The organism is Ignatzschineria sp. PL_is040, from assembly GCF_055813795.1.
The window spans coordinates 299,918-322,034 of record NZ_JBVPGU010000002.1 but is presented as its reverse complement, the minus strand read 5'-3'; the positions used below and the strand labels follow the sequence as shown (position 1 = coordinate 322,034).

The following is a 22,117-nucleotide window of genomic DNA, read 5'->3' as shown; positions in this document are numbered from 1 at the left end:
GCTCGTGGCTGTGTGTGCCGACTCTCTGCAATGGAGAAAATAGATGACATTATTACACGCCGTAACGAGAGATATCCCCACCATTTCAGATGAAAATTTAGTGGCAATGATCGAAGCGATTACCCCTTATGTGGATTATATTCAGCTTCGAGAAAAGTCACGTTCTTCCAAAAGTTTAGGTCTTTTAATAGAGCGAATTTTAGCGCGTGGAATTCCCCTTGAAAAATTGATTGTGAATGATCGGGCGGATATTGCCCAAGTTTTTGGTATTTCTCGCACCCATCTGACAGAGCAGAGCCTCTCTATTGCGCGAATGCAAGATGCTTTTCCGGAGATGAAGTTTGGCCGCTCTTTTCATACGGTCACTGCTGTTGAACGGGAGCTCTCCCGTTATGATTATGGCTATTTAGGCCATATTTTTCGTACCAGTGAAAAACATTATCCGGCTTTAGGTATCGAGCCTTTAATCTCCGCATTTAAGACGATTAATCGTGAAGATGGAGAGTCACGGGGAAAATTGATTGCGATTGGCGGGATCGATGTCGATACATTACCGAAGATACGGGACTATATCGATGGCGTTGCTGTGATGTCGGCGCTCTTTCCTGTGGCAAATCATCTTTTCGATATTGAGCGAGGACGATTGAAGGCAAAAGCATTGAGAGAGATCTTAGAGCAGAGATCGGGGCAGTAGGGAGAGATCATAAAGATAGCAGAAATGGTATCGATAGGGATCTTTATCTAAAGATCAGTTAGCAGGCCAATGAGAGGGAGATCAATGATAGGGAGATCACTATATGAAGATTATGATTAATGGTGAAAAGGTTAAGATCGCGGCAGATATTGATAATATCGCCAAGCTGATTGAACACCTTGATCTAAAGAATCGAAGGTTCTTTATTGTTGAGAAGAATCGTGAAGTTGTAAAAAAGGAAGATTACGCAACAACAGCAGTTGTTGCTGGTGATCAATTTGAAATTGTACATTTCGTAGGCGGCGGCTAGGATGACACTTAAAATAGGAAAATTTGAATTTAACTCCCGACTCTTTTTAGGAACAGGGAAATATCGCACATTTGAGGAGCAGAAAGGGGCGGTAGAGGCGAGTGAATCGGAGGTATTAACTTTCGCTGTTCGTCGTATGAATATCTTTGATGATAATCAACCTGATCTTCTTGAAGCGCTCGATCTGACAAAGTATAAGTTGCTCCCTAATACTGCCGGTGCAAATACGGCAGAAGAGGCGGTAAGAACTGCAAAGCTTGCGCATGCTTCTGGTCTTTGCGATATGGTCAAGGTGGAAATTATTGGCTGTCCTAAAACATTGCTACCCGATCCTGTAGAGACGCTTCGGGCAACAGAGATGCTCCTTGAAGAGGGGATGACAGTATTGGTCTATACCTCTGATGATGTTGTTTTAGCAAGACGACTGCAAGAGATGGGCTGTCATGCCATTATGCCGGGAGCTTCACCGATTGGTAGTGGTTTAGGAATTATCAATCCGCTCAATCTGCAATATATTATTGAACAAGCAACTGTGCCGGTAATTGTTGATGCCGGATTAGGGAGCCCCAAAGATGCTGCTTTTGCTATGGAGCTTGGGGCAGATGGTGTCTTGATGAATAGTGCCGTCGCTTATAGTGAAGATCCCATCAAGATGGCATTAGCGATGAATCTTGCAACAAAAGCGGGACGCTTAGCTTATGAGGCAAAGCGGATGCCGATGAAGGGGCATGCCACCGCAAGTAGTCCATTGACAGGATTGATCAGCTCCTGACCCCTGACCTTGTAATAAGCTTTAACTTTGCAATGAGCTTTAATTTTAAGGGCCTCATCAAATCGGTGGGGTCTCATCATAAAATAGAGTGATAATTTAGAGTGTAATTCCCTCAAGAGATAGAGAGAGTGTAGATGAGTGAGATCGATTCCCGTTATGATCGTTTAGCCCGTTTTTATAAGATTGGCACTGCCGGGATCAAGGCATTTAATCGTGCGAATGTAGTGATATTAGGTTGTGGGGCGTTAGGTGCTCAACATGCGGAAACTTTAACGCGCGCTGGTTTTGGGCGATTAACATTGATCGATCGAGATTTTGTCGAGCGCTCTAATCTACAGCGGCAGACGCTCTTTACTGAGGAGGATGCGGAAAAAGCACTACCTAAAGTGATCGCTCTTAAAGCGCATCTGAGTAAGATCAATCAAGATATTGAGATTAGTACCCATATTGCTGATGTTTCGAGTGATAATATTGAATCCTTGATTGCAGGGCATGATCTACTACTCGATGGGACCGATAATCTTGCATTACGGATGTTGATCAATGATGCTTGCTATAAGTTGGGTATCCCCTGGATTTTTGGTTCAGCGCTAGAGAGTTATGGCATGAGTTATAACTTTAATTTTGATTTTGATTTTGACTCTAAATCTAACATCTCTTTAGAGAATAGAAATATTCGGAATAGAAATATTCGATCGAATCAAGAGATTGCCCCCTGTTTACGATGTCTTTTGCAGACGCTCCCATTAGAGAGTCATGATACCTGTAGCTCTGTGGGGGTGATTCAACCCATATTGCAGATGATCTCTAGTATCCAAACCACTGAAGCGATGAAATTTTTTGCCGATCGCGAGGCGGTCAGAGAGACCCTCTTCTCTATCGATCTTTGGGATTTTCATCCTCAAAATATCTCCCTTCATCGCCTTAAAGATCCGGAGTGCCTAACATGCGGGCCTAATCCTACCTATCCTGCGCTGAATCAGAAAAATCGAGAAGCACAGCGCCTCTGTGGTGATGGATCTGTGATGATTCGGGAAGTGGCACCGCTCAATCTCAAGCAGCTAAAAAATCGTCTTGATCAGCGTCATATTGATTCTCAATATAATGAGTATTTTCTCAATATCCATCTTCCTTCACATCGCGTGATTCTCTTCGCTGATGGGCGGGGAATTGTTTATGGTGTTACCGATACGGAGGAGGCGTTACAACTCTATAATAGAGTTGTGACGTTTTAATGGTGTTGAGCTATTTGATTCTATATAGATCTCATTGACACTCCTATTGTTATTAATGCCGCGTAGGCACAACTTAATTTCTTAAAGAGTTGTTTTTCTTCATTTAAAAGCGTGTTATTTTGTGCAGGTTGATTAATGATCGTTATTTAGAACGAATCATATCCCCATTTTTTGATGCTTTTTAGGAGAGTTAGTGGATGAAAACAAATGTGCAATCTAAAAAAAATTTAAAATCTTTCAGTCAGCAGATTTTAGCGGCAACCCTTGCCTCTCTGCTCTTCTTCTCTCATGCTGATGAGATTGTCGAAGTAGTGACTACAGATGTTGTAGATGTTGCGTCAGAAGCAATGCCCGCGGATAGTGGATTTCGATTCAATTTAGAAGAGATGCAAGATATTGCTAATGAGAAGAAGCTACGTCATCGGATCTTTTATCAAGAGCCCTCTAAGGGGCCTGATGCGCTCTGGTTTGATGCCGTCAAACAGGGAGATCTTGAAAAGGTGAAAGCGATGGTGGCTAATGGTCAAGATATTGAAGTGAAAGATGTTGGCAGTTTAGATCAGACTGCGTTAGGGTGGGCCGCATTTATTGGTTATGAAGATATGGTCGATTTCTTAATGGAACAGGGGGCAGATCTTTGGGCGACTGATAAGGGTGATGTCTATCACGCCTTAAAATCGGCCGTACTCGGTAAAAATGTCAATATTGTGAAGAAGCTCCATGAGGCATTAAAAGAGCAATATGATATTAACGATACCTCATATGAAGATGATGGAGAGTCACTGGTGATGGTCGCAGCGAGTAATAATCGCTTAGATGTTGTGGAGTATCTGATCGCGCAAGGCGCCGATCTTAATAAAGTCACCACCGAACAGAATCCTAATCGACCCTCCTATAATCAGAGTGCATTGAGTTATGCTTGCCAAAATGATTATAAAGAGATGCAAGCACTACTCATTGCGCATGGTGCAATCAATCATCGGACCGGTGATGCAACCTGTCAGTAAATCTAGTCAGTATTAGTTATAGTATTAATAAAGCATCAATAAAGTATCTGCGCATCAAGATTGATGTTATCTAGTTTAGTTTTGGATCAATCTTGAGCGCTTTTTTTAAGTCGTTCGCTGATAAACCATTAAACGACCCCGGTAAGGTTCATTGTTAACAGGGCTCGTTAATAGCAGCATCTCTATTAAACTAAAACCATATTGTGCCATGGCGCGTTTAAAATGGTTATGGTATCCGCGATTAGGATCGATAATCCAAACGGTACACTCTTTCGCACCAAAGCGATCGATCAGTTGGGCGACCTCTTTTGCCGCATTGGGCTCATAGAGAACATCACTGGCGATGATGTGATCATATTGGGATTGTAGAAGAGGTGCGTTAGTATCCTCTAAGGAGGGGGTTGGAACATCCCCCCATTGACTATGTTTAAAGCGAATCGTGGGAATCTTATTTTGTTCGCTATTTTTTTGTAGAAATTTTCCGGCAAGTGGATGTCGATCACTGGCGGTTATATCATAACCTAATAGTTTTGCGGTCATACTGGCAATACCAAGGCCACAACCAATCTCAAGGAGCGACTGATCTTTTGCTATCGGGCGTTTAATTAATTTATTGGCTAATTGAATACTAGAGGGCCAGAGCATTCCAAAGAGAGGCCAAGCAGCGGAACAGATACCGAGTCTTGCGGCTTGGTTAAGTGGGTCGAAGAATTGTTGTTGATCGAAGAGGGAGGTGATATTAAGCGAGAGATCAGGATGAATCTCGATCTGCTGCTCTTTAGTCTTATAGGGAGTTATATTATTCATGAATGCGTATGAAGATGCCTCACTTAATTGCCAATAGAATATTCACTATCGCAAATCCCCTGTCATAAAGCTAATAATGGGGAATATAAATAACATTTTTAAAAATAGCATTTTGAAAATAATATTTTCTTCTGCTTAAAAATGTAATCTCTTATATTTTGTAAATAACAAAAGCTCTCCAAAAAACATCCAACAAAGCACCTAGCAAAACATTTAGTAAAACATTCAATAAAAAATTCAATAAAGCACTCAACAAAATCCCATAAAAATAACTAGTCAACAATTTTTAAAATATTTTTTATTATCCGTCGCAATGCTTAAGATGCCTTTAAGATTAAATTGTCATGATAATGATACCGGTAGTCGGTAGAAGCATAAAATAGCAAGTAAGAGGCGATAAAATGGTAAGAGAGAAGCAGATTGTTTGGGGGGTATTGATCCTCTCCTTTCTTTTATGGGGTGCAGATGTTGTTAGCAATTATAGTGCAAGCGATTGGGGCGTATGGCTTTGGCGTAAGGAGCTTATCAATCTGACCGGCATCTTAGCGCTTATTCCGATGGGCGTAATTATGTTATTAGCGCTTCGTCCTCGATTCTTAGAACCGCTCTTTAATGGGATGGATAAGATCTATTATGTCCATAAATGGTTAGGAATTTGGGCGATTACGGCAGCACTTCTCCACTATGGTGTCAAATTGAGTAAGAGTTTCTTAAAGCCCTATTTTGGACAAGGTCCTAAGCCGAAAGCGGAGACCCTCGCTTGGCTCGATAGCTATCACTCCTTAGCAAAAGATGTGGGGGAGATCCTCTTCTATCTCTTTGCCATTATGCTCATTATTACACTGCTGAAAAAGATCCCTTACCGATTTTGGCGGAAAATTCATAAAGTGATGGGTTTACTCTTTTTAGCCGTTGTTTTCCATACGGTTGTTTTAGCACCGGCACGTTATTGGGGGGAGCCGCTCGGCATTGTTTTGATCGTTATAATGCTCATTGGTATTTATGCTGCATTGGTCTCTCTTTTCGGGTTTATTGGTCGCGGTAAGCGTTATCAGGCGACAATTAAATCGCTCGACTTCTCCGCAAATAGCGCCATTGTGGATTGTGAAATGCCGATGAATTGGACGCATACTTCAGGGCAATATGCTTTTGTGCAACATCCAGCGTATAAAGAACGACATCCCTTTACGATTGCTTCAAGTGTGCATGATGATCAAACAATCCGCTTTGTGATTAAGGAGTTAGGGCATTATACGCGTAAGATCCCTAAACGTTGGAAAGTGGGGGATAGACTCAATATAGAAGGGCCTTATGGTCGATTCTCATATGAGAGTTCACTTTTACCGAAACAGATCTGGATTGCCGGCGGCGTTGGAATTACCCCTTTTATTGCTTGGTTAGAATCCTTGCAAGGGAAAGTGTCGAAGTACGATATCACTCTCTATTATCTCGTAAGAAATCGAGATGAAGCGTTAATGGTCGATTATTTGGTAGCGCTTGCTGAGAAAGCAGGAGTTACACTATATATTCATTATAGTGATGAGAAAGGGTATCTTGATTTCAAAAAGCTTCCCTTTGATACGGAGACATCGGTCTGGTTCTGTGGACCAACAGGGATCGCAAAAACGATTCGATCTACCTTAAAAAGTAAAAATCTATCGCCGAAAAAATATCTTCATTGTGAATATTTTGAGATGCGTTAATGGGAGGGTTATTAGAGGTAATTGAAGTTGATGCGTTCGCGTCAATACTCCTTTGATGCACTTTTTAAAAGTCTGCAAACTTTCTCGATTCTTAGTATCCTATAGTTGATTAGAGTATCAGCCAAAGATCCCGCAATGTGTGGGATCTTTCTAATTAAACGACACTTTTTTTCATATGTGTCTCTCTTATCGATTCTTATCGATTTTCTGTCCTATTTTCCTATTTTAATAATTACTTGAGCTGTAGCGAGAAAGATGAGCCTATTATCCCACGAATTAGAGTTATTAAGTCCTGCCCGAAATGTTGAGATTGCCCGTGAAGCGATTATTCATGGAGCCGATGCAGTCTACCTAGGCGGTCCTGAATTTGGTGCTCGGCATGCCGCAGAGAATGATGTTGTTGAAATTGCCAAGCTCACCTCTTTTGCCCATCGATTTAATGCAAAGGTCTTTATTGCGCTCAATACGATTTTGCATGATAACGAGTTAGAATCGGCCCGTAAGCTTATTTATGAACTCTATGATGCCGGCGTTGATTCTTTGATTATTCAAGATATGGGATTATTAGAGCTCGATCTTCCCCCGATTGAGCTACACGCTTCGACACAGACAGATATTCGGACACTGGATAAAGCGAAATTTATGGCGGATGTCGGCTTTTCTCAATTAGTGCTGGCACGTGAATTGAGTCTTAAAGAGATCCGGGCGATTCATGAGGCGCGTCCTGATACGGCATTAGAATTTTTTGTCCATGGTGCGCTCTGTGTCGCCTTCTCTGGGCAATGTTATATCTCTCATGCCGAGACGGGGCGCTCAGCGAATCGGGGAGATTGTTCACAAGCTTGCCGTTTACCCTATACACTGAAAGATAGTGAGGGGCGTGTGATCGCTTTTGATAAGCATCTATTATCGATGAAGGATAATAATCAATCGAATAATATCGATGCGCTGATTGAAGCGGGGATTCGCTCATTTAAAATTGAGGGGCGCTATAAAGATATGGCGTATGTTAAGAATATTACGGCCCATTATCGTCGTCTGATTGATCGTTATATTGAGCAAAATCCTGAATTTACTCGCGCTTCCTATGGCAAAGTCGTTCACCATTTTGAACCCAATCCTGATAAAACCTTTAATCGTGGCAGTACTGATTACTTTGTTAACGAGCGCAAAGGGGATATCGGTGCATTTGATTCTCCTAAGTTTGTGGGTTTACCGATCGGTTATATTCTCGATATTAAGAAGAACTTTATCGAGGTAAAAACCACAGAACCTCTGGCAAATGGTGATGGGCTCAATATTCAGATTAAGCGAGAAGTGGTGGGATTTGCCGTCAATCGCGCGGAGAAGATTGGGGAGAATCACTATCTTGTTTATCCCAATGAGATGCCGGAGGAATTTGTCACAGAACGCGCCAATATTCAGAAAAAGCATCCTCTGAATCGTAACCATGATCAGGTTTGGAGTCAGTTATTAACGAAAGAGTCGGCAGAGCGTCTTTTAGAGGTATCACTCATTTTTAGTAGAGTGGCAGAAGGGTATCAATTAGAGCTCTTTACAAAAGAGGGGCACTATGCAAAATCGATCTTAACGGGAGATTTTGAGCCGGCGAATGATCCTGAAAAAGGATTATCGGCATTAGAGAAGAATCTTAAGCGTTTTGGCGGTACGGGCTTTGAGCTGATAGATGTGATGATTCAGCTAGATGAGATCCCTTTTATTCCGGCAAGTATGATCAATCAGCTACGCCGTGATGCTATCGAGCAGCTAGAGGCTGCGATAGAACAAAATTACGTTAGGGGTACACGTCAATCTCCGGTTGAACCGCCGGCGATTTTCCCTTTTGAGGAGCTCAGCTTCTTAGCAAATGTCTATAATGAGAAGGCGCGAGAGTTCTACTTTAAGCATGGCGTGAAGATGATTGAACCTGCCTATGAGGCGCATGAAGAGCTTGGGGAAGTACCGGTGATGATCACGAAACATTGTCTTCGTTTTTCATATAATCTCTGCCCGAAACAGACTATCGGTGTGACCGGTGTTCAAGGGCAGATTAAACCCACGCCACTCACGCTTTCCCATAAAGGGGAAGAGTACACACTGAAGTTTAATTGTCGCCCCTGTGAAATGCATGTGATGGGGAAAATGAAGCCCCACATTGCTAAACAAGCGTTATTAGGATCAGAGCTGAAATAGAGGCCCTATGAGATTAACCATTGATGAAAAAGATTGGTTTAGAGCACAGTTCCCAACATTAGTGCAACCGCGTCCTGAGGAGAGCCATAAGGGGACTTTTGGCACGCTCCATATTATTGGAGGCGGAGTCGGTATGACAGGAGCGCCAGTACTTGCTGGGATGGCTGCATTAAAAAGTGGTTGCGGGAAGGTGATTTTAGGATTGAATCAAGAACCACTTGAACTCTCTTTAGTGGCGACAGCGCCTGAATTGATGTTGCATCAGGCGAAAGATCTCATGAATGAGAAGAGCGCGAGCGCTTGGGTCTTTGGTTGTGGCTTAGGTGTTGATCATTCAGCACAAGCATTGCTGGCGCTTCTTTTAAGGGAGATCCCAGCTTATCAACCACTGTTGATTGATGCCGATGGACTCAATCTCTTATCAGAGCGGTGGAATATTGATGGGAAGATCAATTGTGGGACGATAGGGTTAGGTGCGCAATCGGTTTTAACGCCGCATCCTAAAGAGGCGGCAAGATTATTAGGAGTCTCTGTAACAGAGGTTCAGGCAGATAGAGCCGGAGCTGCAAAGCGATTAGTGGAGAAGTTTGGTTGTTGGGTGATCTTAAAAGGGCACCATACGCTTATCGCCTCTCCTACTCAAGAGATTTGGCGCAATGAGACCGGTAATAGTGGCTTAGCTACCGCAGGAAGTGGCGATCTGCTCTCAGGGATTATTGGGAGTCTATTAGCGCAAAATATTCCGATGATGGAAGCGGCTCGCAGCGGTGTTTGGCTCCATGGTAAAGCGGCCGATCTTCTTGTTGCTAAGGGGATGGGTCCCATTGGTTTAACGGCTCATGAAATCATTGATGAGGTACGAATGTTGAGAAATCGATTAGTTCTCTCTTATGTGTGATAAAAATCAATCCACCATGATCGTATGATCGAGCAATAAGGTTTTATGTGAAACATATCGATAAAAAAGATTCCCATCGCGCCTCTTACCATTCTCTTAAAAGAGTGGGAGGAGCGCTACTTCTGCTTCTTCTCATCTCTCTTGTGGGAACAGCGCTCTATTTTCATGATCGTTTATGGTTATTACCGAAATATTTTGAGTCAGGTGAAACATCGCCGGTGGAGATAGAGAAAGAGAGGGATCCACATTTTTCCCCAGTAGATTTGGAAGTTCGTGCATTAGAGGCATATCAATATGCAAAGGCAAATGATTTTGATTTGGAACATGCGATTTTGATCGATTATGGCCGGCATTCTGGAAAGAATCGTTTCTTTGTTTGGAATTTTACAGACAATCGCGTTGAGATTGAGAGTCTTGTCGCCCATGGTTATGGTAATCAAGGATTTGAGAGTAGCAATCAAGAGATTGTCTTTAGCAATACGCCCAATAGTTATGCCTCTTCCCTTGGGAAATATCGTATTGGGGCGCGTGCGCCGAGTCGGTGGGGGATCAATATTCACTATAAGATGCATGGTCTAGAACCGACGAATGATAAGGCTTTTGAACGTTATATTGTTCTGCATTCTTTTGAGATGATTCCTGATGAGGAGCAATATCCTGCTTATCTGCCGATGGGATTTAGCCAAGGATGTCCTGTGATCGATAATGGTACGATGGTGAAAGTTGATCAGTTATTGCAGCATAAAGAGAAGCCGGTATTACTTTGGGCTTACTATTTAGAGTAAGCGTGGTGAGCGTTATTAAGTGGTAAAGCATCTCTGCTATTTGGCCTACTATTCTGGCTTTTTTCTCATCATTTGATAGGGGATTTAGCCTAAGACTTAAAAAAAACTTTCTGTAAAAAAAAGAGCTTACCGCAATAGAGGTGAAAAAATATTGTATAAGAAAAGGGATCTCGTTATGATGAAATGCTTCTAAGGCATGAAGCATTGATTGTCTAAAAGCACGTAAAACTCTCATCTTTGAGAGGGACGTGTTTTTTTTTGCCCTAAAAAAGTGAAATGATAAAGCGTGAAATGAAAGCACAGCTCAATCACCGCTGAGTCAGAGTTCAATCAGAGTTCAATCAGAGTTTAATTAAAACACAACACAATATAGAGATGGAGAAAGAAGAGAAATGATAAATCCTGCGGCATTGGTATTAACAGATGGCTCAATTTTTAGAGGAGAGAGTGTTGGCGCTGAAGGTGAAGTGGTTGGTGAATTGGTTTTTTATCGCAGCGCAACAGGGTATCAGGAAGCTTTAATAGATCCTGCTTATGCCGGAAAAATCGTGACCTTCACTACTTCCCATATCGGAAATACCGGAATCAATGATCAGGATAATCGCTTCGCATCGATAGCGCCCTCTGCTGTTGTGATGCGAAGTCTCTCTCTTATTCCCTCCCATTTTCGAAGTCGGGAATCCTTTTCTGATCTTTTGCGGCGACGAAATATTATCGCACTCTCCGAGATCGATACTCGGGAATTGAGTCAACGCGCATTAAGTGCCGGCACTCTACTAAGCTGCATTATCACCGGCAACTATAGTGATCGAGAGCTACAAGAGAAGGCCGCACAATCTTTCACCAAGAGAGAGTCCACTCTTCTGACCACTTTTTCTAATTTAAGTAATCATCCATTAGAGGCATAAGGGGGAGCATCATGCCAAAACGTCAAGATTTAAAATCGATTCTTATTATTGGTGCTGGCCCTATTGTCATCGGTCAAGCTTGTGAATTTGATTATTCAGGTGCGCAAGCATGTAAAGCAATTAAGGAGGAGGGGATTCGCGTCATCCTTGTCAACTCTAATCCGGCAACGATTATGACCGATCCGGAGCTTGCAGATGCCACCTATATTGAGCCGATTGAGTGGCAGACAATTGCTAAAATTATCGCAAAAGAGCGTCCCGATGCGATTTTGCCAACGATGGGTGGGCAGACGGCACTCAATTGTGCGTTAGATCTCAGTCGTCATGGGATATTAGCAAAATATGGAGTGGAGCTTATTGGGGCCACAGAAGATGCTATCGATAAGGCGGAGGATCGAGGTCGCTTTAAAGAGGCGATGGAGAAGATTGGTTTAAAGTGCCCGCAAGCATTTGTTGTTCACTCCATGGAGGCGGCATTTGAGGCGCAGAAGAGAGTAGGTTACCCCACATTGATTCGCCCCTCTTTTACTATGGGGGGAACAGGAGGTGGTATTGCGCATAATGAAGCGGAATTTATCACCATTTGTGAGCGAGGATTTGAAGCTTCTCCTACACACGAGTTATTAGTTGAGCAATCAGTCCTCGGTTGGAAAGAGATTGAGATGGAAGTTGTACGGGATAAAAAAGATCACGTTATGATTATCTGCTCCATTGAGAATTTTGATCCTATGGGGGTTCATACCGGCGATTCGATTACGATTGCACCGGCACAGACCTTAACAGATTCGGAATGTCGAGCGATTCGTGAGGCGACTTTTGCTATTATTCGAGAGATTGGGGTTGATACGGGGGGCTCTAATGTTCAGTTTGCCGTAAATCCCGCGAATGGTGAGTTGGTGGTAATTGAGATGAATCCACGCGTCTCCCGCTCATCTGCGCTTGCTTCAAAAGCAACAGGATACCCCATTGCGAAGATGACCGCTAAGTTAGCGGTGGGTTATACGCTCGATGAACTCAATAATGAGATTGTTGGTGATGCTCTTAGTGCTACTGTGGAGCCTGTAATCGACTATGTTGTAACAAAAGTACCCCGTTTCGCTTTTGAGAAATTTCCTAAAGCGAATGACCGGCTCACCACACAGATGAAGTCGGTTGGCGAAGTCATGGCGATGGGGCGAACCTTTCAAGAGTCGTTACAGAAGGCGCTTCGAGGTTTAGAGGTCGGTTTGTCAGGGCTTAATCCGCGAACAAGATCAGAAGCAAGCGTGATTGCCGAATTAGCGATGCCGGGACCGGAAAGATTACTCTATGTTGCCGATGCTTTTCGTTTAGGAATGAGCCGGGAGGAAGTTCACCACTATTGCCAAATCGATCCGTGGTTTTTGGCACAAATTGAGGATCTGATTGTCGAAGAGCAACAACTCGAGAGAGAAGAGTTGCGAGATCTCAATTTTGAGCGTCTACTGCAATTGAAGCGTAAAGGATTCTCTGATCATCGTATTGCGACATTATTAGATATGAAAGAGTCCCATATTCGCGCATTGAGAAATGAGTATCAACTTCATCCTGTCTATAAACGTGTTGATAGTTGTGCCGGGCGTTATCCTACGGATGTGGCTTACTTCTACTCAACTTATGAAGCATATTGCGAAGCCCGTGTGAGTGATCGCCGTAAAATAATGATCTTAGGGGGAGGTCCCAATCGAATTGGGCAGGGGATTGAGTTTGATTATTGCTGTGTACATGCTTCTCTTGCGCTTCGAGAATCAGGCTTTGAAACGATTATGGTCAATTGTAATCCAGAGACTGTGTCGACCGATTTTGATATCTCCGATCGTCTCTATTTTGAACCGCTCACATTAGAAGATCTTTTGGAGATTATTCGTATCGAAAAACCTGAAGGGGTGATTGTGCAATATGGCGGGCAGACACCGCTTAAATTGGCAAAAGCCTTAACTGCTAATGGTGTTCCCATTATTGGAACATCGGCTGCAAGTATCGATTTAGCGGAAGATCGGGAACATTTTCAAAAAATTGTGGATCAACTCGGTTTAAAGCAGCCTGAAAATCGTATCGCTCATCATAATGATGAAGCGTTACTGTTAGCTGAGGAGATCGGTTACCCATTAGTCGTCCGCCCATCTTATGTTTTAGGTGGCCGGGCGATGCAGATTGTTCATTCTAGTGAAGAGTTAACACAATATATGGTGGAAGCGATTGAGGTATCTGAAGAGACGCCGATCTTGTTAGATCATTTCTTAGATCACGCTATTGAAATTGATGTTGATGCTGTCTCTGATGGTGTTGAGGTTATCATCGGTGGAATGATGGAGCATATTGAAGAGGCGGGTGTTCATTCTGGTGATTCAGCCTCCATTTTGCCACCTCACTCCCTTAATCGGGATATACAAAAAGAGATAGAGCAGCAGACAAAAGCGTTAGCTAAAGCGCTCAATGTTGTGGGATTGATGAATGTTCAATTTGCCGTTCAAGATGGGGAGGTATATCTGCTAGAGGTCAATCCTCGAGCTTCAAGAACGGTTCCATTTGTGAGTAAAGCGACATCTCTTCCATTGGCGAAGATTGCAGTACGAGCAATGGCGGGAATCTCCCTTAAAGAGCAGGGTGTCACCGCAGCGATAGCGCCTTCCTACTATTCGGTTAAAGAGGCGGTATTTCCTTTTAATAAATTTGCAGAAGTGGATGTTATTTTAGGACCAGAGATGCGCTCAACTGGTGAGGTAATGGGGATAGGAGAGAGTATCTCAAGCGCCTATTTAAAAGCGCAATTAGGTGCGGGTGAACGACTTGTTAAAAAGGGGAAGATCTTCTTATCGGTACAGGATCGTGATAAAGCGTTATTGAAGAGAGTCGCCAAGAACTTTATCGATCAAGGTTACTCTCTAGTGGCAACAGAGGGAACGGCCAATTTTCTTCATCAAGCGGGATTCTCGGTAGCATCGATTGCAAAAGAGGCAGGAGATCATCTTCCGATTCTTGAGATGATTAAAGCAGGTGAAATTGCATTGGTGATCAATACCGTTGAGCGAAATCCTCAGGCAATCGAAGCAAGTTATCAGATCCGCCGGAGCGCACTAAATCATCGTGTCCCTTATTACACAACAATTGCCGGGGCCAAAGCGGTGAGCGAAGGAGTTGCAAATTTAGATCATCTTGAAGTAGCCTCTCTTCAAGAGCATCATCAGACTTTAAAGGTCTAACTACAAAAAGATCGACTGAAGATCGATTAAAAGATTATAAAGTAGGTTATAAAATCCTCAAAATAGTGCATTTTAATGGACTATTTTTGAGGATTTTTTAGTATCTCTTTTTTATAAAAAGTGAGCGACTAATCACCTATAAGTAAAAGCTTTATAGAGATGGAGAACTCTATCTAAATAATTCTCCCGGCCTTAATATCGAGGGTGCTCAATTTTTGGTAGGATTAGGTGCGATGATTATAGGTGCTGATAATATCGCACTTGAGCAGACATCATCTGCAGAGCCTGATAATTATTTCCCGGTACATACCTATCTCTTTGCAGAGGCGGGCGTGACTATTTTAGAAGTTTTCAATCTTGAAGAGCTAGCGCGTGATCGAGTCTATGAAATGGCTTTTATTGGAAGAGCGATGCCGATTAAAGGGGCGACAGGCGCACCGATTCAGCCGGTAATTTTTCCATTGAAACATTCATTGGCAGCGTAATAGTTAAGCGTGGTAGAGAAGAGAGAAATGGTTGAGTTACGATTGATCAGAAGTCGATCAGAGGTCGATCAGAAGTTGACTAGAGAGGAGGGAGTAATAATGAAGCGATATCGAACAGTACGTGCATTGCATGAGGCTTACCGTGTAGGGGAAACAACTCCTTTAGCGTATACAGAGTCTCTCTTAGCAGAAGCGGAGAGTGATCATTATGAGTGGGGAACATTTACTGCGATTTTGCGAGAGCGTGCTTTAGCAGAAGCCGCTGCAAGTAGTGAGCGTTGGGCGCAAGGTACCCCTCTTGGTCTCTTTGATGGTGTTCCGCTTGTCTGGAAGGATCTTTTTGATATTACCGGCACTCGAACAACGGCTTCTTCCCTTGCTTATTTCGATGCTCCGGTAGCGGAGCGGGATGCTGCTGCGGTTGCCTTTTATAGCGCTCAAGGCGGCGTTAATTTAGCAAAGGTTGGATTGTCTGAATTTGCCTACTCAGCTTTAGGGATTAATCCTGGCTTAGAGCATTATTACAAGATGAACGCCGGCAGAAGATCCATCCTCGTGTTTTGAGTCGAATGGCAAGGGCTAATTCGATGAGTGCAGTGGATTATTTAACATTAAAGGCAAAGAGAAGCGAAATTCTAGCGTTGATGCGTGAACAATATTCCTCAACTATCTTCTTAATGCCGACGGTAGCGATGGAAGCTCCCTTATTAGCGCCTTTAGAGGTCGATGATGAAGCATTCTTTCGTGAGAATTTGCGAGCGATGAGATTGACGGTTGTCGGTAATTTTTTAGCGTGGGATAGCATTACATTGCCGATGGGGGTCGGTGATGAAGGTTTGCCGTTAGGATTGATGGTCTCTAATAATGGATCAGATCCTGATCTACTCTTTGATGAAGCAACAAAGATTGATCGATTGATTTAAGAGATGATGGGCTGTTCTGTTGAGCTCTGTTTAGAAAATAGCCTCTGATGAAATATTGCGCATAAAAAGTTTTGACACTAGAGGAAAATCACGTATACTTACTTTCGTCGATCAGGACACTCAATGAAAATTGAGTAAGCATATAAGCTTCTATTTGGGTGCTTAGCTCAGCTGGTAGAGCATCGCCCTTACAAGGCGAGGGTCGGGGGTTCGATCCCCTCAGCACCCACCAAATAGTAAAAGAGGCCCTGTGTTGAAACAGGGCTTCTTTTAATTTAGGTTTATCATGCAGCTTCAATATTAATTGATAAAAGATAAAATCAAATAGTATTGACAGATGCCAATAAGTAAAGATATAATCATTACTCTATTGGGTGCTTAGCTCAGCTGGTAGAGCATCGCCCTTACAAGGCGAGGGTCGGGGGTTCGATCCCCTCAGCACCCACCAAATAGGAAACCCTACAACTTCGGTTGTAGGGTTTTTTCATATCTCGAGATAAAAATTTAAGATCAACAAAATCTAAGATTATAAGATCATATATTCAGGGAATAGTTTCGGAATCATATTAGATAAAAAAGCGCTAAAAGAGAGCCCTTCCATTTTAGGGGAAGGGCTTTCTGACGCTTCAATTCTTGAATTTGTTTTTATATTTTTTAATTTTTTAGCATCTCCTCTTTTTTATGTTGCTTAGTTAGTTTTGATCCAGTGGAAGTTTGAGTTGTTTATTCTCTTTAGCCAATGTCTTCTTCAGTAATGTTGTGTAGAGTGGGCGGCCACCGAAGAGCTGTGCAACTATTGTTGCGCCCAAACAGGTAATCAGCATCGGGAGAATAAGGGCGAAATTACTGGTGAGTTCTAGCACTAAAAGGGCACCTGTCAGTGGTGCACGTACCGTTGCGGCAAAGAGAGCACCCATTCCTGCAATGGCAAACATACCGGCATGAAGTCCATATGTTGGGAAGAGATCCGCTGCAATATCGCCAAAAAATGCCCCTGATAATGTTCCTAACGCTAAAAGTGGCGAGAAGACACCGCCGGGTGCGCCGGAGCTAAAAGAGATAATGGAGGTGAAAAAGCGGATCACGAAGAAGATTAGAATCATCTGTAGGGTGAATGATCCTTTCGTCCAATCATGGATCACATTGAACCCTTCCCCCACAACGACAGGAAGGTAGAGGGCAATGACACCACAACTCCCACCAATGATTCCCCCCATCAAGATAAAACGATAAGTTTTACCCTTGTAGAATGCTTGGAAACAATCTTGGAGAAAGAGTAGGGAGCGATTGAAGAGAAGCCCTACGACACCAATGATGAATCCCATGACAATAAAGAGCCAGAGAGACTCCATCGGCGCATAACCAAAGACACCAACATCAAGAAGGGAGGCATTCCCATTGATAAAACGGTAGACCACTGTCGACATAATCGCACCAATAAGTACCGCTTTAAAAGAGATCAATCCATATTTAAACTCTTCCCGCATCTCTTCAATAACAAAGATTACGCCGGCAAAAGGGGCATTAAAGGCAACAGAGAGGCCGGCAGCAGCTCCAGAGGCAAGAAGAATATGGCGATTCTCTGATAGTTTAACTTTAAAGATCGCTCCCACCATTGCAGCTAAGTTAGCCCCGAGTTGTACGGTTGGCCCTTCTCGTCCTAATACCATGCCGGAGCTTAAAGTTCCGAGTCCTCCAAAAAATTTGACCGGCAGTACGCGCCACCAACGAACGGGGCGAACATCTTGCAATGCTCCTTCAATCTCTGGAATCCCTGATCCTCCAGACTCTGGAGAGAACTTTTTAACAATATAGTAAGCAAAGAGACTTAAAGTGAAGGAGATGGCAAAAGTTGTTGCGACCACTTGCCAGGTCTCGGAAAAGTATTGTTTAGGAATACTCTCCCTCAGTTGTGAGAGATAGTCGACACCTTGTTGAAAGAGGACGCCCATAAAGCCGACTAAAATTCCTACAATCGCAGCAAGAATTAAGATCTGCATTGGGGTTTTATCACTATGGATAAATTTCTTGAGATAGTTCAAATTCAGAATCCTTTTTACTTTTTATTGTAGAAGTAGGATAGCTTTTTCCTATTAGCACTAGTTATTTATTGAATCACCAGTAATCACTATTAATCACCAGTAATCAATAGGGGTGGATTATTCTCGATCACTATTATGAGGCTATTACTAATATGTGATCGCCTTATATTAAATACTTAACGTCATTATCTTCAGCGTAATTGATTGCTCATAACTCACTTATAACTCACTTATAATTCATTAATAATTTACTGATGATGATTACTGATAACCACAAAATATATTACGAAATTATGTTACGAAATTATTGTGAAATTATTGTGAAATTATTACAAAAGCATTACAAAGTTGATTCAATTATAAGAAAGTTTATTAATATAGCGAAATTATTCAGGAATTATTGAGCGCTAACTTGATAACGTGAGGATTATCTAGCCGGCTATTGCAGATAAATATCACCGATATTTCGATAGTAAATTTTCGATAGTGTAGTAGAATACTGCACTTAGAGATAGGAGTAGAGTTCTATCACACATTAAATTTTAAATTGATTGCAGCACAGTCTGCTTTCCCCTGGAAGGAACTATTTAAATGAGAAAACGATCAGTAGAGCTTCTTGCCCCGGCAGGAACATTTAAGAACTTACAATATGCATATGCTTATGGTGCAGATGCCGTCTATGCAGGATTGCCACGTTATAGTTTACGTGTTCGTAATAATGATTTCCGAAATACTGAACGCGTTAAAATGGGGATCGATTATGCCCATGAATTAGGGAAGAAATTCTTCTTAGCGGTCAATACGATGCCTCATGGCGGTAAATTGAAGACCTTTATTGATGATATGGCGCCTGTACTTGATCTTAAACCTGATGCGCTCATTATGTCTGATCCAGGCTTAATTATGATGGTTCGTGAACGTTTTCCAGATCAAGAGATCCATCTTTCTGTACAATCGAATGCGGTCAATAGCGCGACAGTTCAGTTTTGGCAAAAACAGGGTTTAACTCGAGTGATTCTCTCAAGAGAGCTCTCTTTAACTGAGATTGAGGAGATTCGTCAGGAATGTCCTGATATGGAGCTTGAGGTCTTTGTTCATGGTGCGCTCTGTATTGCTTACTCCGGTCGTTGCTTACTTTCAGGTTATTTTAATCATCGTGATGCGAACCAAGGGACTTGTACCAATGCTTGTCGCTGGAACTATGGTTTAACAGATGCGACGGAAACGCCAGAAGGGGAGTTGGTACCCGTAGGCACTGATATGCAACGCATCTATCGTGAAGAGAGTCAGCATCCTAATATCGGCATCAATCCTGTGACCTTTATTCAAGATGCAATGAATGAGGTAGCTTATACCGATCTTTCAACAGGAAAGGCATATACCCCTCATCCTGAAGCAGTAAAACCTTATCTTATTCAAGAGAATGGTCAGCGCAAGGGGGAGTGGATGGAGATTAGTGAAGATGAGCATGGGACTTATATCATGAACTCTCGTGATCTTCGTGCGATTCAACATGTACAAAAATTGATTGAGATCGGCGTGGACTCCTTAAAAATTGAAGGACGCACAAAATCACCATACTACGTTGCGCGAACCACGCAGCTCTATCGACAAGCGATTGATGATGCATTAGCGGGTAGGGAGTTTAATCCAGAGCTCTATGGAAAGCTTGATGGCTTAGCAAATCGTGGCTATACCGAAGGTTTCTTACAGCGTCATGCGCCCCATGCATATCAGAACTATCTCACAGGAAATTCAATTCACTCACGTCAACAATATGTCGCAGAGGTGCTTGAATATGATCCTGAAACCGGATTATCGAAACTTCAGGCGAAAAATCGATTTTCAACAGGAGATCGCTTAGAGGTGATTCATCAACATGGTAATCGCGATATTATCCTCGGTGAAATGAAGACAGAGAAGGGCGAAGTGATCGATTCTGCAAAAGGTTCTGCCTATGTTGTATGGGCGGATATTGGTCCAACTGATGAGATGACGATGCTTGCACGCTATCTTGATAGTGATGAATCTGTTGATTAATATATTTATATAATATTTTAAATTGCCTGGCTTATTCTGATCTACTCTGTCTATTAAGTAGTAATTCATTGGAGTAGAAAGTATTAGATTGATATCTATAGATATCAATATATCTTATTATAAATAATTAGATGTTTTTCAATTTTAAAACCCGCTGTATCAATTAAAGGATACAGCGGGTTTTTTTAAGGGCAGAATATTTATTTTTTGGCCTGTAATTTATGCGTAATTATTTTGCCATATATATTTTTTATCACATAGATTTAATTTATCTAAAAAAGATATTACAAGGCATATTTTATAGAATGGCATGAAAAATTTATTACGTTTAGTTCCTATTATTATTCTGCTTTCTCCATGGGGTTTGCTAAAAGCTCAAACAATTTCAGTACAAGAAGAGGTAAGGGCAGAAGAGCGGTATCAACAATTGCAAAGAGCGATGGTGCCAGATGAAGATGTGATGCTAATAGAGCCTACTAAGACTCTAAATTATGAGTCTCTACCTAAGGAGCAGGTTTGTTTCCCAATTGAACGCATTGATTTGTTGGAAGATGAAGAGCAGGTTATCTCCTTTCAGCGATATCTTTTTCATATTTTAAAAAGAGTGGGGTTTGAATCCGGAAGTTGTATCGGCGGCATGGGTATTAATCAGATCATGACAGAACTGCAAAATATGATTATTGGTCAAGGTTATACCACCACACGAATCTTAGCGCCGGCTCAAGATTTAACTTCGGGGACATTGCAGTTGAAAGTATTAGTTGGGCGAGTGCGGCATATTAAGATGACTAAAGCAGGGAAACCTTATGCCCGTGTATTAAGTAACGCTTTTCCTATAAAGAAGCAGGTTCCTTTAAATTTGCATGATATTGAACAAGGACTTGAAAATTTAAAACGAGTACCGTCTGTTGAGGCAACTATGGAAATCGTCCCAACAGATAAAGTCGATGAGAGTGATATTATCGTTGACTGGAGTCAAGCTTCAATCCCTTATCGTTTTAGTATTAGTGTTGATGATTCAGGAAGTAAAGGAACTGGTAAATATCAAGGATCAGTGACTTTTTCGGCAGATAATCCGCTAGGTCTGAATGATCTGTTTTATGCGAATTATAATCATGATTTAGGCGGAGGTGGATATTCTTCAGCTGCCAATAATCGGCGTGGCGCAAATGGAACGAATGGGTACGCATTACATTACTCAATACCTTGGGGTAATTGGCGCTTTTCTGTCAATAAAAATCGTCACCAATATCACCAAACAATTGCAGGAATTAATAGCGATTATCTTTATAGCGGAGATAGCAATAATTTTGAAGGTTTGATCCATTATATGCTTTATCGTGACGCTCGTCGTAAAACTGAGTTTAATTGGGGGTATTGGGCACGGTCTTCACGTAATTTTATTGATGATATGGAAGTTGATGTGCAGCGTCGAAAAATGGGTGGATGGAAGATTGGGCTATCTCATCGTGAATATATTGGCAATACTGTTTTAGATCTTTTCCTTGAATATAAACGTGGTACCGGTGCAAATAATAGCATTCGAGCACCGGAAGAGTCTTTTAATGAAGGGACTTCTCGCCCAAAAATTATTACAGCTTCTTTAGGGATCAATATTCCTTTTCGCTTAGGTGATTTTCAATGGAGTTATAGCGGTTATGGGCGTGCGCAGTGGAATCGCACACCACTGATTACACAAGATATGTTTTCGATTGGTAGTCGTTATAGTGTCCGCGGGTTTGATGGTGAAATGAGCTTAATGGCTGAGCGGGGATTTTTCTATCAAAATACGATTGCTTTTCATTATAAACCCGCGCACCAACTCTATTTAGCGCTTGATGTAGGAAAAATATCGGGGCCTTCTGCGAAGTATCAAGTCGGGCATACATTGGTAGGGGCCGGAGTGGGTATTCGTGGCCAATTTTCAGGGTATGGTCGTTTAAACTATGATCTTTTTGTCGGTACGCCTGTGCGAAAGCCCAAAAATTTTAGAACTGCCTCTACGAATGTTAATGCAAGCTTTACCTATTCATTTTAGTGGGTGAATGCAGTCTATTTATATACGGAATTATCGAGTTTTACATGAAGGAAGTT

At 42.2% G+C, this 22,117-nt stretch carries 17 protein-coding genes, 2 tRNA genes and 1 pseudogene; 18 read left to right on the top strand and 2 right to left on the bottom strand.

What is annotated here, in order from left to right; all coding sequences use genetic code 11:
- The first annotated feature begins 43 nt into the window (after window positions 1–43).
- The 5 genes from AC0SAP_RS05070 (at window position 44) to AC0SAP_RS05050 (ending at window position 4,018) form a co-directional block, all read left to right on the top strand.
- On the top strand, window positions 44–694 hold the full coding sequence (locus AC0SAP_RS05070; RefSeq protein ID WP_473383223.1) for a thiamine phosphate synthase: 651 nt from the start codon (window positions 44–46) through the stop codon (window positions 692–694).
- 103 nt (window positions 695–797) lie between these two features.
- Entirely contained in the window at window positions 798–1,004 is a 207-nt protein-coding gene (thiS, locus tag AC0SAP_RS05065) for a sulfur carrier protein ThiS (RefSeq protein ID WP_286482114.1), read from the top strand.
- 1 nt (window position 1,005) lies between these two features.
- Window positions 1,006–1,776: a thiazole synthase gene (locus tag AC0SAP_RS05060; RefSeq protein WP_109236066.1), complete on the top strand. Its 771-nt coding sequence runs from the start codon at window positions 1,006–1,008 to the stop codon at window positions 1,774–1,776.
- 134 nt (window positions 1,777–1,910) lie between these two features.
- A complete protein-coding gene (locus AC0SAP_RS05055) occupies window positions 1,911–3,011 on the top strand; it encodes a ThiF family adenylyltransferase (protein WP_473383222.1) in 1,101 nt (366 codons plus the stop codon).
- 197 nt (window positions 3,012–3,208) lie between these two features.
- Window positions 3,209–4,018 carry an ankyrin repeat domain-containing protein gene (locus tag AC0SAP_RS05050; RefSeq protein WP_473383220.1) on the top strand — a complete coding sequence of 270 codons (810 nt, stop codon included), beginning with the start codon at window positions 3,209–3,211 and terminating at the stop codon, window positions 4,016–4,018.
- Between the two features lie 105 nt (window positions 4,019–4,123).
- On the opposite strand, the gene AC0SAP_RS05045 is transcribed toward AC0SAP_RS05050, so the two are convergent.
- Complete coding sequence (locus AC0SAP_RS05045; protein ID WP_473383219.1) at window positions 4,124–4,825, bottom strand: class I SAM-dependent methyltransferase; 702 nt, start codon at window positions 4,823–4,825, stop codon at window positions 4,124–4,126.
- A gap of 401 nt (window positions 4,826–5,226) precedes the next feature.
- On the opposite strand from AC0SAP_RS05045, the gene AC0SAP_RS05040 reads away from it, so the two are divergent.
- From AC0SAP_RS05040 to AC0SAP_RS04990, 11 genes and pseudogenes are all read left to right on the top strand, one after another.
- A complete protein-coding gene (locus tag AC0SAP_RS05040) occupies window positions 5,227–6,528 on the top strand; it encodes a ferredoxin reductase family protein (RefSeq protein WP_473383217.1) in 1,302 nt (433 codons plus the stop codon).
- 255 nt (window positions 6,529–6,783) lie between these two features.
- On the top strand, window positions 6,784–8,721 hold the full coding sequence (locus tag AC0SAP_RS05035) for a peptidase U32 family protein (RefSeq protein WP_473383216.1): 1,938 nt from the start codon (window positions 6,784–6,786) through the stop codon (window positions 8,719–8,721).
- A 7-nt stretch (window positions 8,722–8,728) separates the two neighbouring features.
- A complete protein-coding gene (locus AC0SAP_RS05030) occupies window positions 8,729–9,619 on the top strand; it encodes an NAD(P)H-hydrate dehydratase (RefSeq protein ID WP_473383215.1) in 891 nt (296 codons plus the stop codon).
- Window positions 9,620–9,666: 47 nt separating this feature from the next.
- Window positions 9,667–10,404, top strand: a complete 738-nt coding sequence (locus tag AC0SAP_RS05025; RefSeq protein ID WP_473383213.1) for a murein L,D-transpeptidase catalytic domain-containing protein — start codon at window positions 9,667–9,669, stop codon at window positions 10,402–10,404.
- Between the two features lie 392 nt (window positions 10,405–10,796).
- Window positions 10,797–11,312, top strand: a complete 516-nt coding sequence (locus AC0SAP_RS05020) for a carbamoyl-phosphate synthase domain-containing protein (protein ID WP_473383212.1) — start codon at window positions 10,797–10,799, stop codon at window positions 11,310–11,312.
- An 11-nt stretch (window positions 11,313–11,323) separates the two neighbouring features.
- A pseudogene (gene carB / locus AC0SAP_RS05015) lies at window positions 11,324–14,455 on the top strand (carbamoyl-phosphate synthase large subunit); the annotation flags it as partial.
- A 311-nt stretch (window positions 14,456–14,766) separates the two neighbouring features.
- Window positions 14,767–15,018: a hypothetical protein gene (locus AC0SAP_RS05010; protein WP_473383211.1), complete on the top strand. Its 252-nt coding sequence runs from the start codon at window positions 14,767–14,769 to the stop codon at window positions 15,016–15,018.
- A gap of 99 nt (window positions 15,019–15,117) precedes the next feature.
- Window positions 15,118–15,582 (top strand): amidase family protein, encoded by a 465-nt coding sequence (locus AC0SAP_RS05005; RefSeq protein ID WP_473383209.1) that lies wholly within the window; start codon window positions 15,118–15,120, stop codon window positions 15,580–15,582.
- Between the two features lie 23 nt (window positions 15,583–15,605).
- On the top strand, window positions 15,606–15,941 hold the full coding sequence (locus tag AC0SAP_RS05000; RefSeq protein WP_473383208.1) for a hypothetical protein: 336 nt from the start codon (window positions 15,606–15,608) through the stop codon (window positions 15,939–15,941).
- 156 nt (window positions 15,942–16,097) lie between these two features.
- A tRNA-Val gene (locus AC0SAP_RS04995) sits at window positions 16,098–16,173 on the top strand.
- A 140-nt stretch (window positions 16,174–16,313) separates the two neighbouring features.
- Window positions 16,314–16,389 (top strand) — tRNA-Val (locus AC0SAP_RS04990).
- Window positions 16,390–16,633: 244 nt separating this feature from the next.
- Here AC0SAP_RS04990 and clcA read toward each other — a convergent pair.
- Window positions 16,634–17,941, bottom strand: a complete 1,308-nt coding sequence (clcA, locus tag AC0SAP_RS04985) for a H(+)/Cl(-) exchange transporter ClcA (RefSeq protein WP_473383246.1) — start codon at window positions 17,939–17,941, stop codon at window positions 16,634–16,636.
- Between the two features lie 633 nt (window positions 17,942–18,574).
- On the opposite strand from clcA, the gene trhP reads away from it, so the two are divergent.
- Together trhP and AC0SAP_RS04975 are read left to right on the top strand one after the other, a co-directional pair.
- Window positions 18,575–20,023, top strand: a complete 1,449-nt coding sequence (gene trhP, locus AC0SAP_RS04980) for a prephenate-dependent tRNA uridine(34) hydroxylase TrhP (protein ID WP_473383207.1) — start codon at window positions 18,575–18,577, stop codon at window positions 20,021–20,023.
- Between the two features lie 310 nt (window positions 20,024–20,333).
- A complete protein-coding gene (locus AC0SAP_RS04975) occupies window positions 20,334–22,061 on the top strand; it encodes a ShlB/FhaC/HecB family hemolysin secretion/activation protein (RefSeq protein ID WP_473383205.1) in 1,728 nt (575 codons plus the stop codon).
- Window positions 22,062–22,117 lie beyond the last annotated feature (56 nt).

Excerpts from the sequence above, each read along its gene's own strand:
- AC0SAP_RS05070 (WP_473383223.1), top strand. The coding sequence starts at position 44 with ATGACATTATTACACGCCGTAACGAGAGATATCCCCACCATTTCAGAT.
- thiS (WP_286482114.1), top strand. The coding sequence starts at position 798 with ATGAAGATTATGATTAATGGTGAAAAGGTTAAGATCGCGGCAGATATT.
- AC0SAP_RS05060 (WP_109236066.1), top strand. The coding sequence starts at position 1,006 with ATGACACTTAAAATAGGAAAATTTGAATTTAACTCCCGACTCTTTTTA.
- AC0SAP_RS05055 (WP_473383222.1), top strand. The coding sequence starts at position 1,911 with ATGAGTGAGATCGATTCCCGTTATGATCGTTTAGCCCGTTTTTATAAG.
- AC0SAP_RS05050 (WP_473383220.1), top strand. The coding sequence starts at position 3,209 with ATGAAAACAAATGTGCAATCTAAAAAAAATTTAAAATCTTTCAGTCAG.
- AC0SAP_RS05045 (WP_473383219.1), bottom strand. The coding sequence starts at position 4,825 with ATGAATAATATAACTCCCTATAAGACTAAAGAGCAGCAGATCGAGATT.
- AC0SAP_RS05040 (WP_473383217.1), top strand. The coding sequence starts at position 5,227 with ATGGTAAGAGAGAAGCAGATTGTTTGGGGGGTATTGATCCTCTCCTTT.
- AC0SAP_RS05035 (WP_473383216.1), top strand. The coding sequence starts at position 6,784 with ATGAGCCTATTATCCCACGAATTAGAGTTATTAAGTCCTGCCCGAAAT.
- AC0SAP_RS05030 (WP_473383215.1), top strand. The coding sequence starts at position 8,729 with ATGAGATTAACCATTGATGAAAAAGATTGGTTTAGAGCACAGTTCCCA.
- AC0SAP_RS05020 (WP_473383212.1), top strand. The coding sequence starts at position 10,797 with ATGATAAATCCTGCGGCATTGGTATTAACAGATGGCTCAATTTTTAGA.
- AC0SAP_RS05010 (WP_473383211.1), top strand. The coding sequence starts at position 14,767 with ATGATTATAGGTGCTGATAATATCGCACTTGAGCAGACATCATCTGCA.
- AC0SAP_RS05005 (WP_473383209.1), top strand. The coding sequence starts at position 15,118 with ATGAAGCGATATCGAACAGTACGTGCATTGCATGAGGCTTACCGTGTA.
- AC0SAP_RS05000 (WP_473383208.1), top strand. The coding sequence starts at position 15,606 with ATGAGTGCAGTGGATTATTTAACATTAAAGGCAAAGAGAAGCGAAATT.
- clcA (WP_473383246.1), bottom strand. The coding sequence starts at position 17,941 with ATGCAGATCTTAATTCTTGCTGCGATTGTAGGAATTTTAGTCGGCTTT.
- trhP (WP_473383207.1), top strand. The coding sequence starts at position 18,575 with ATGAGAAAACGATCAGTAGAGCTTCTTGCCCCGGCAGGAACATTTAAG.
- AC0SAP_RS04975 (WP_473383205.1), top strand. The coding sequence starts at position 20,334 with ATGAAAAATTTATTACGTTTAGTTCCTATTATTATTCTGCTTTCTCCA.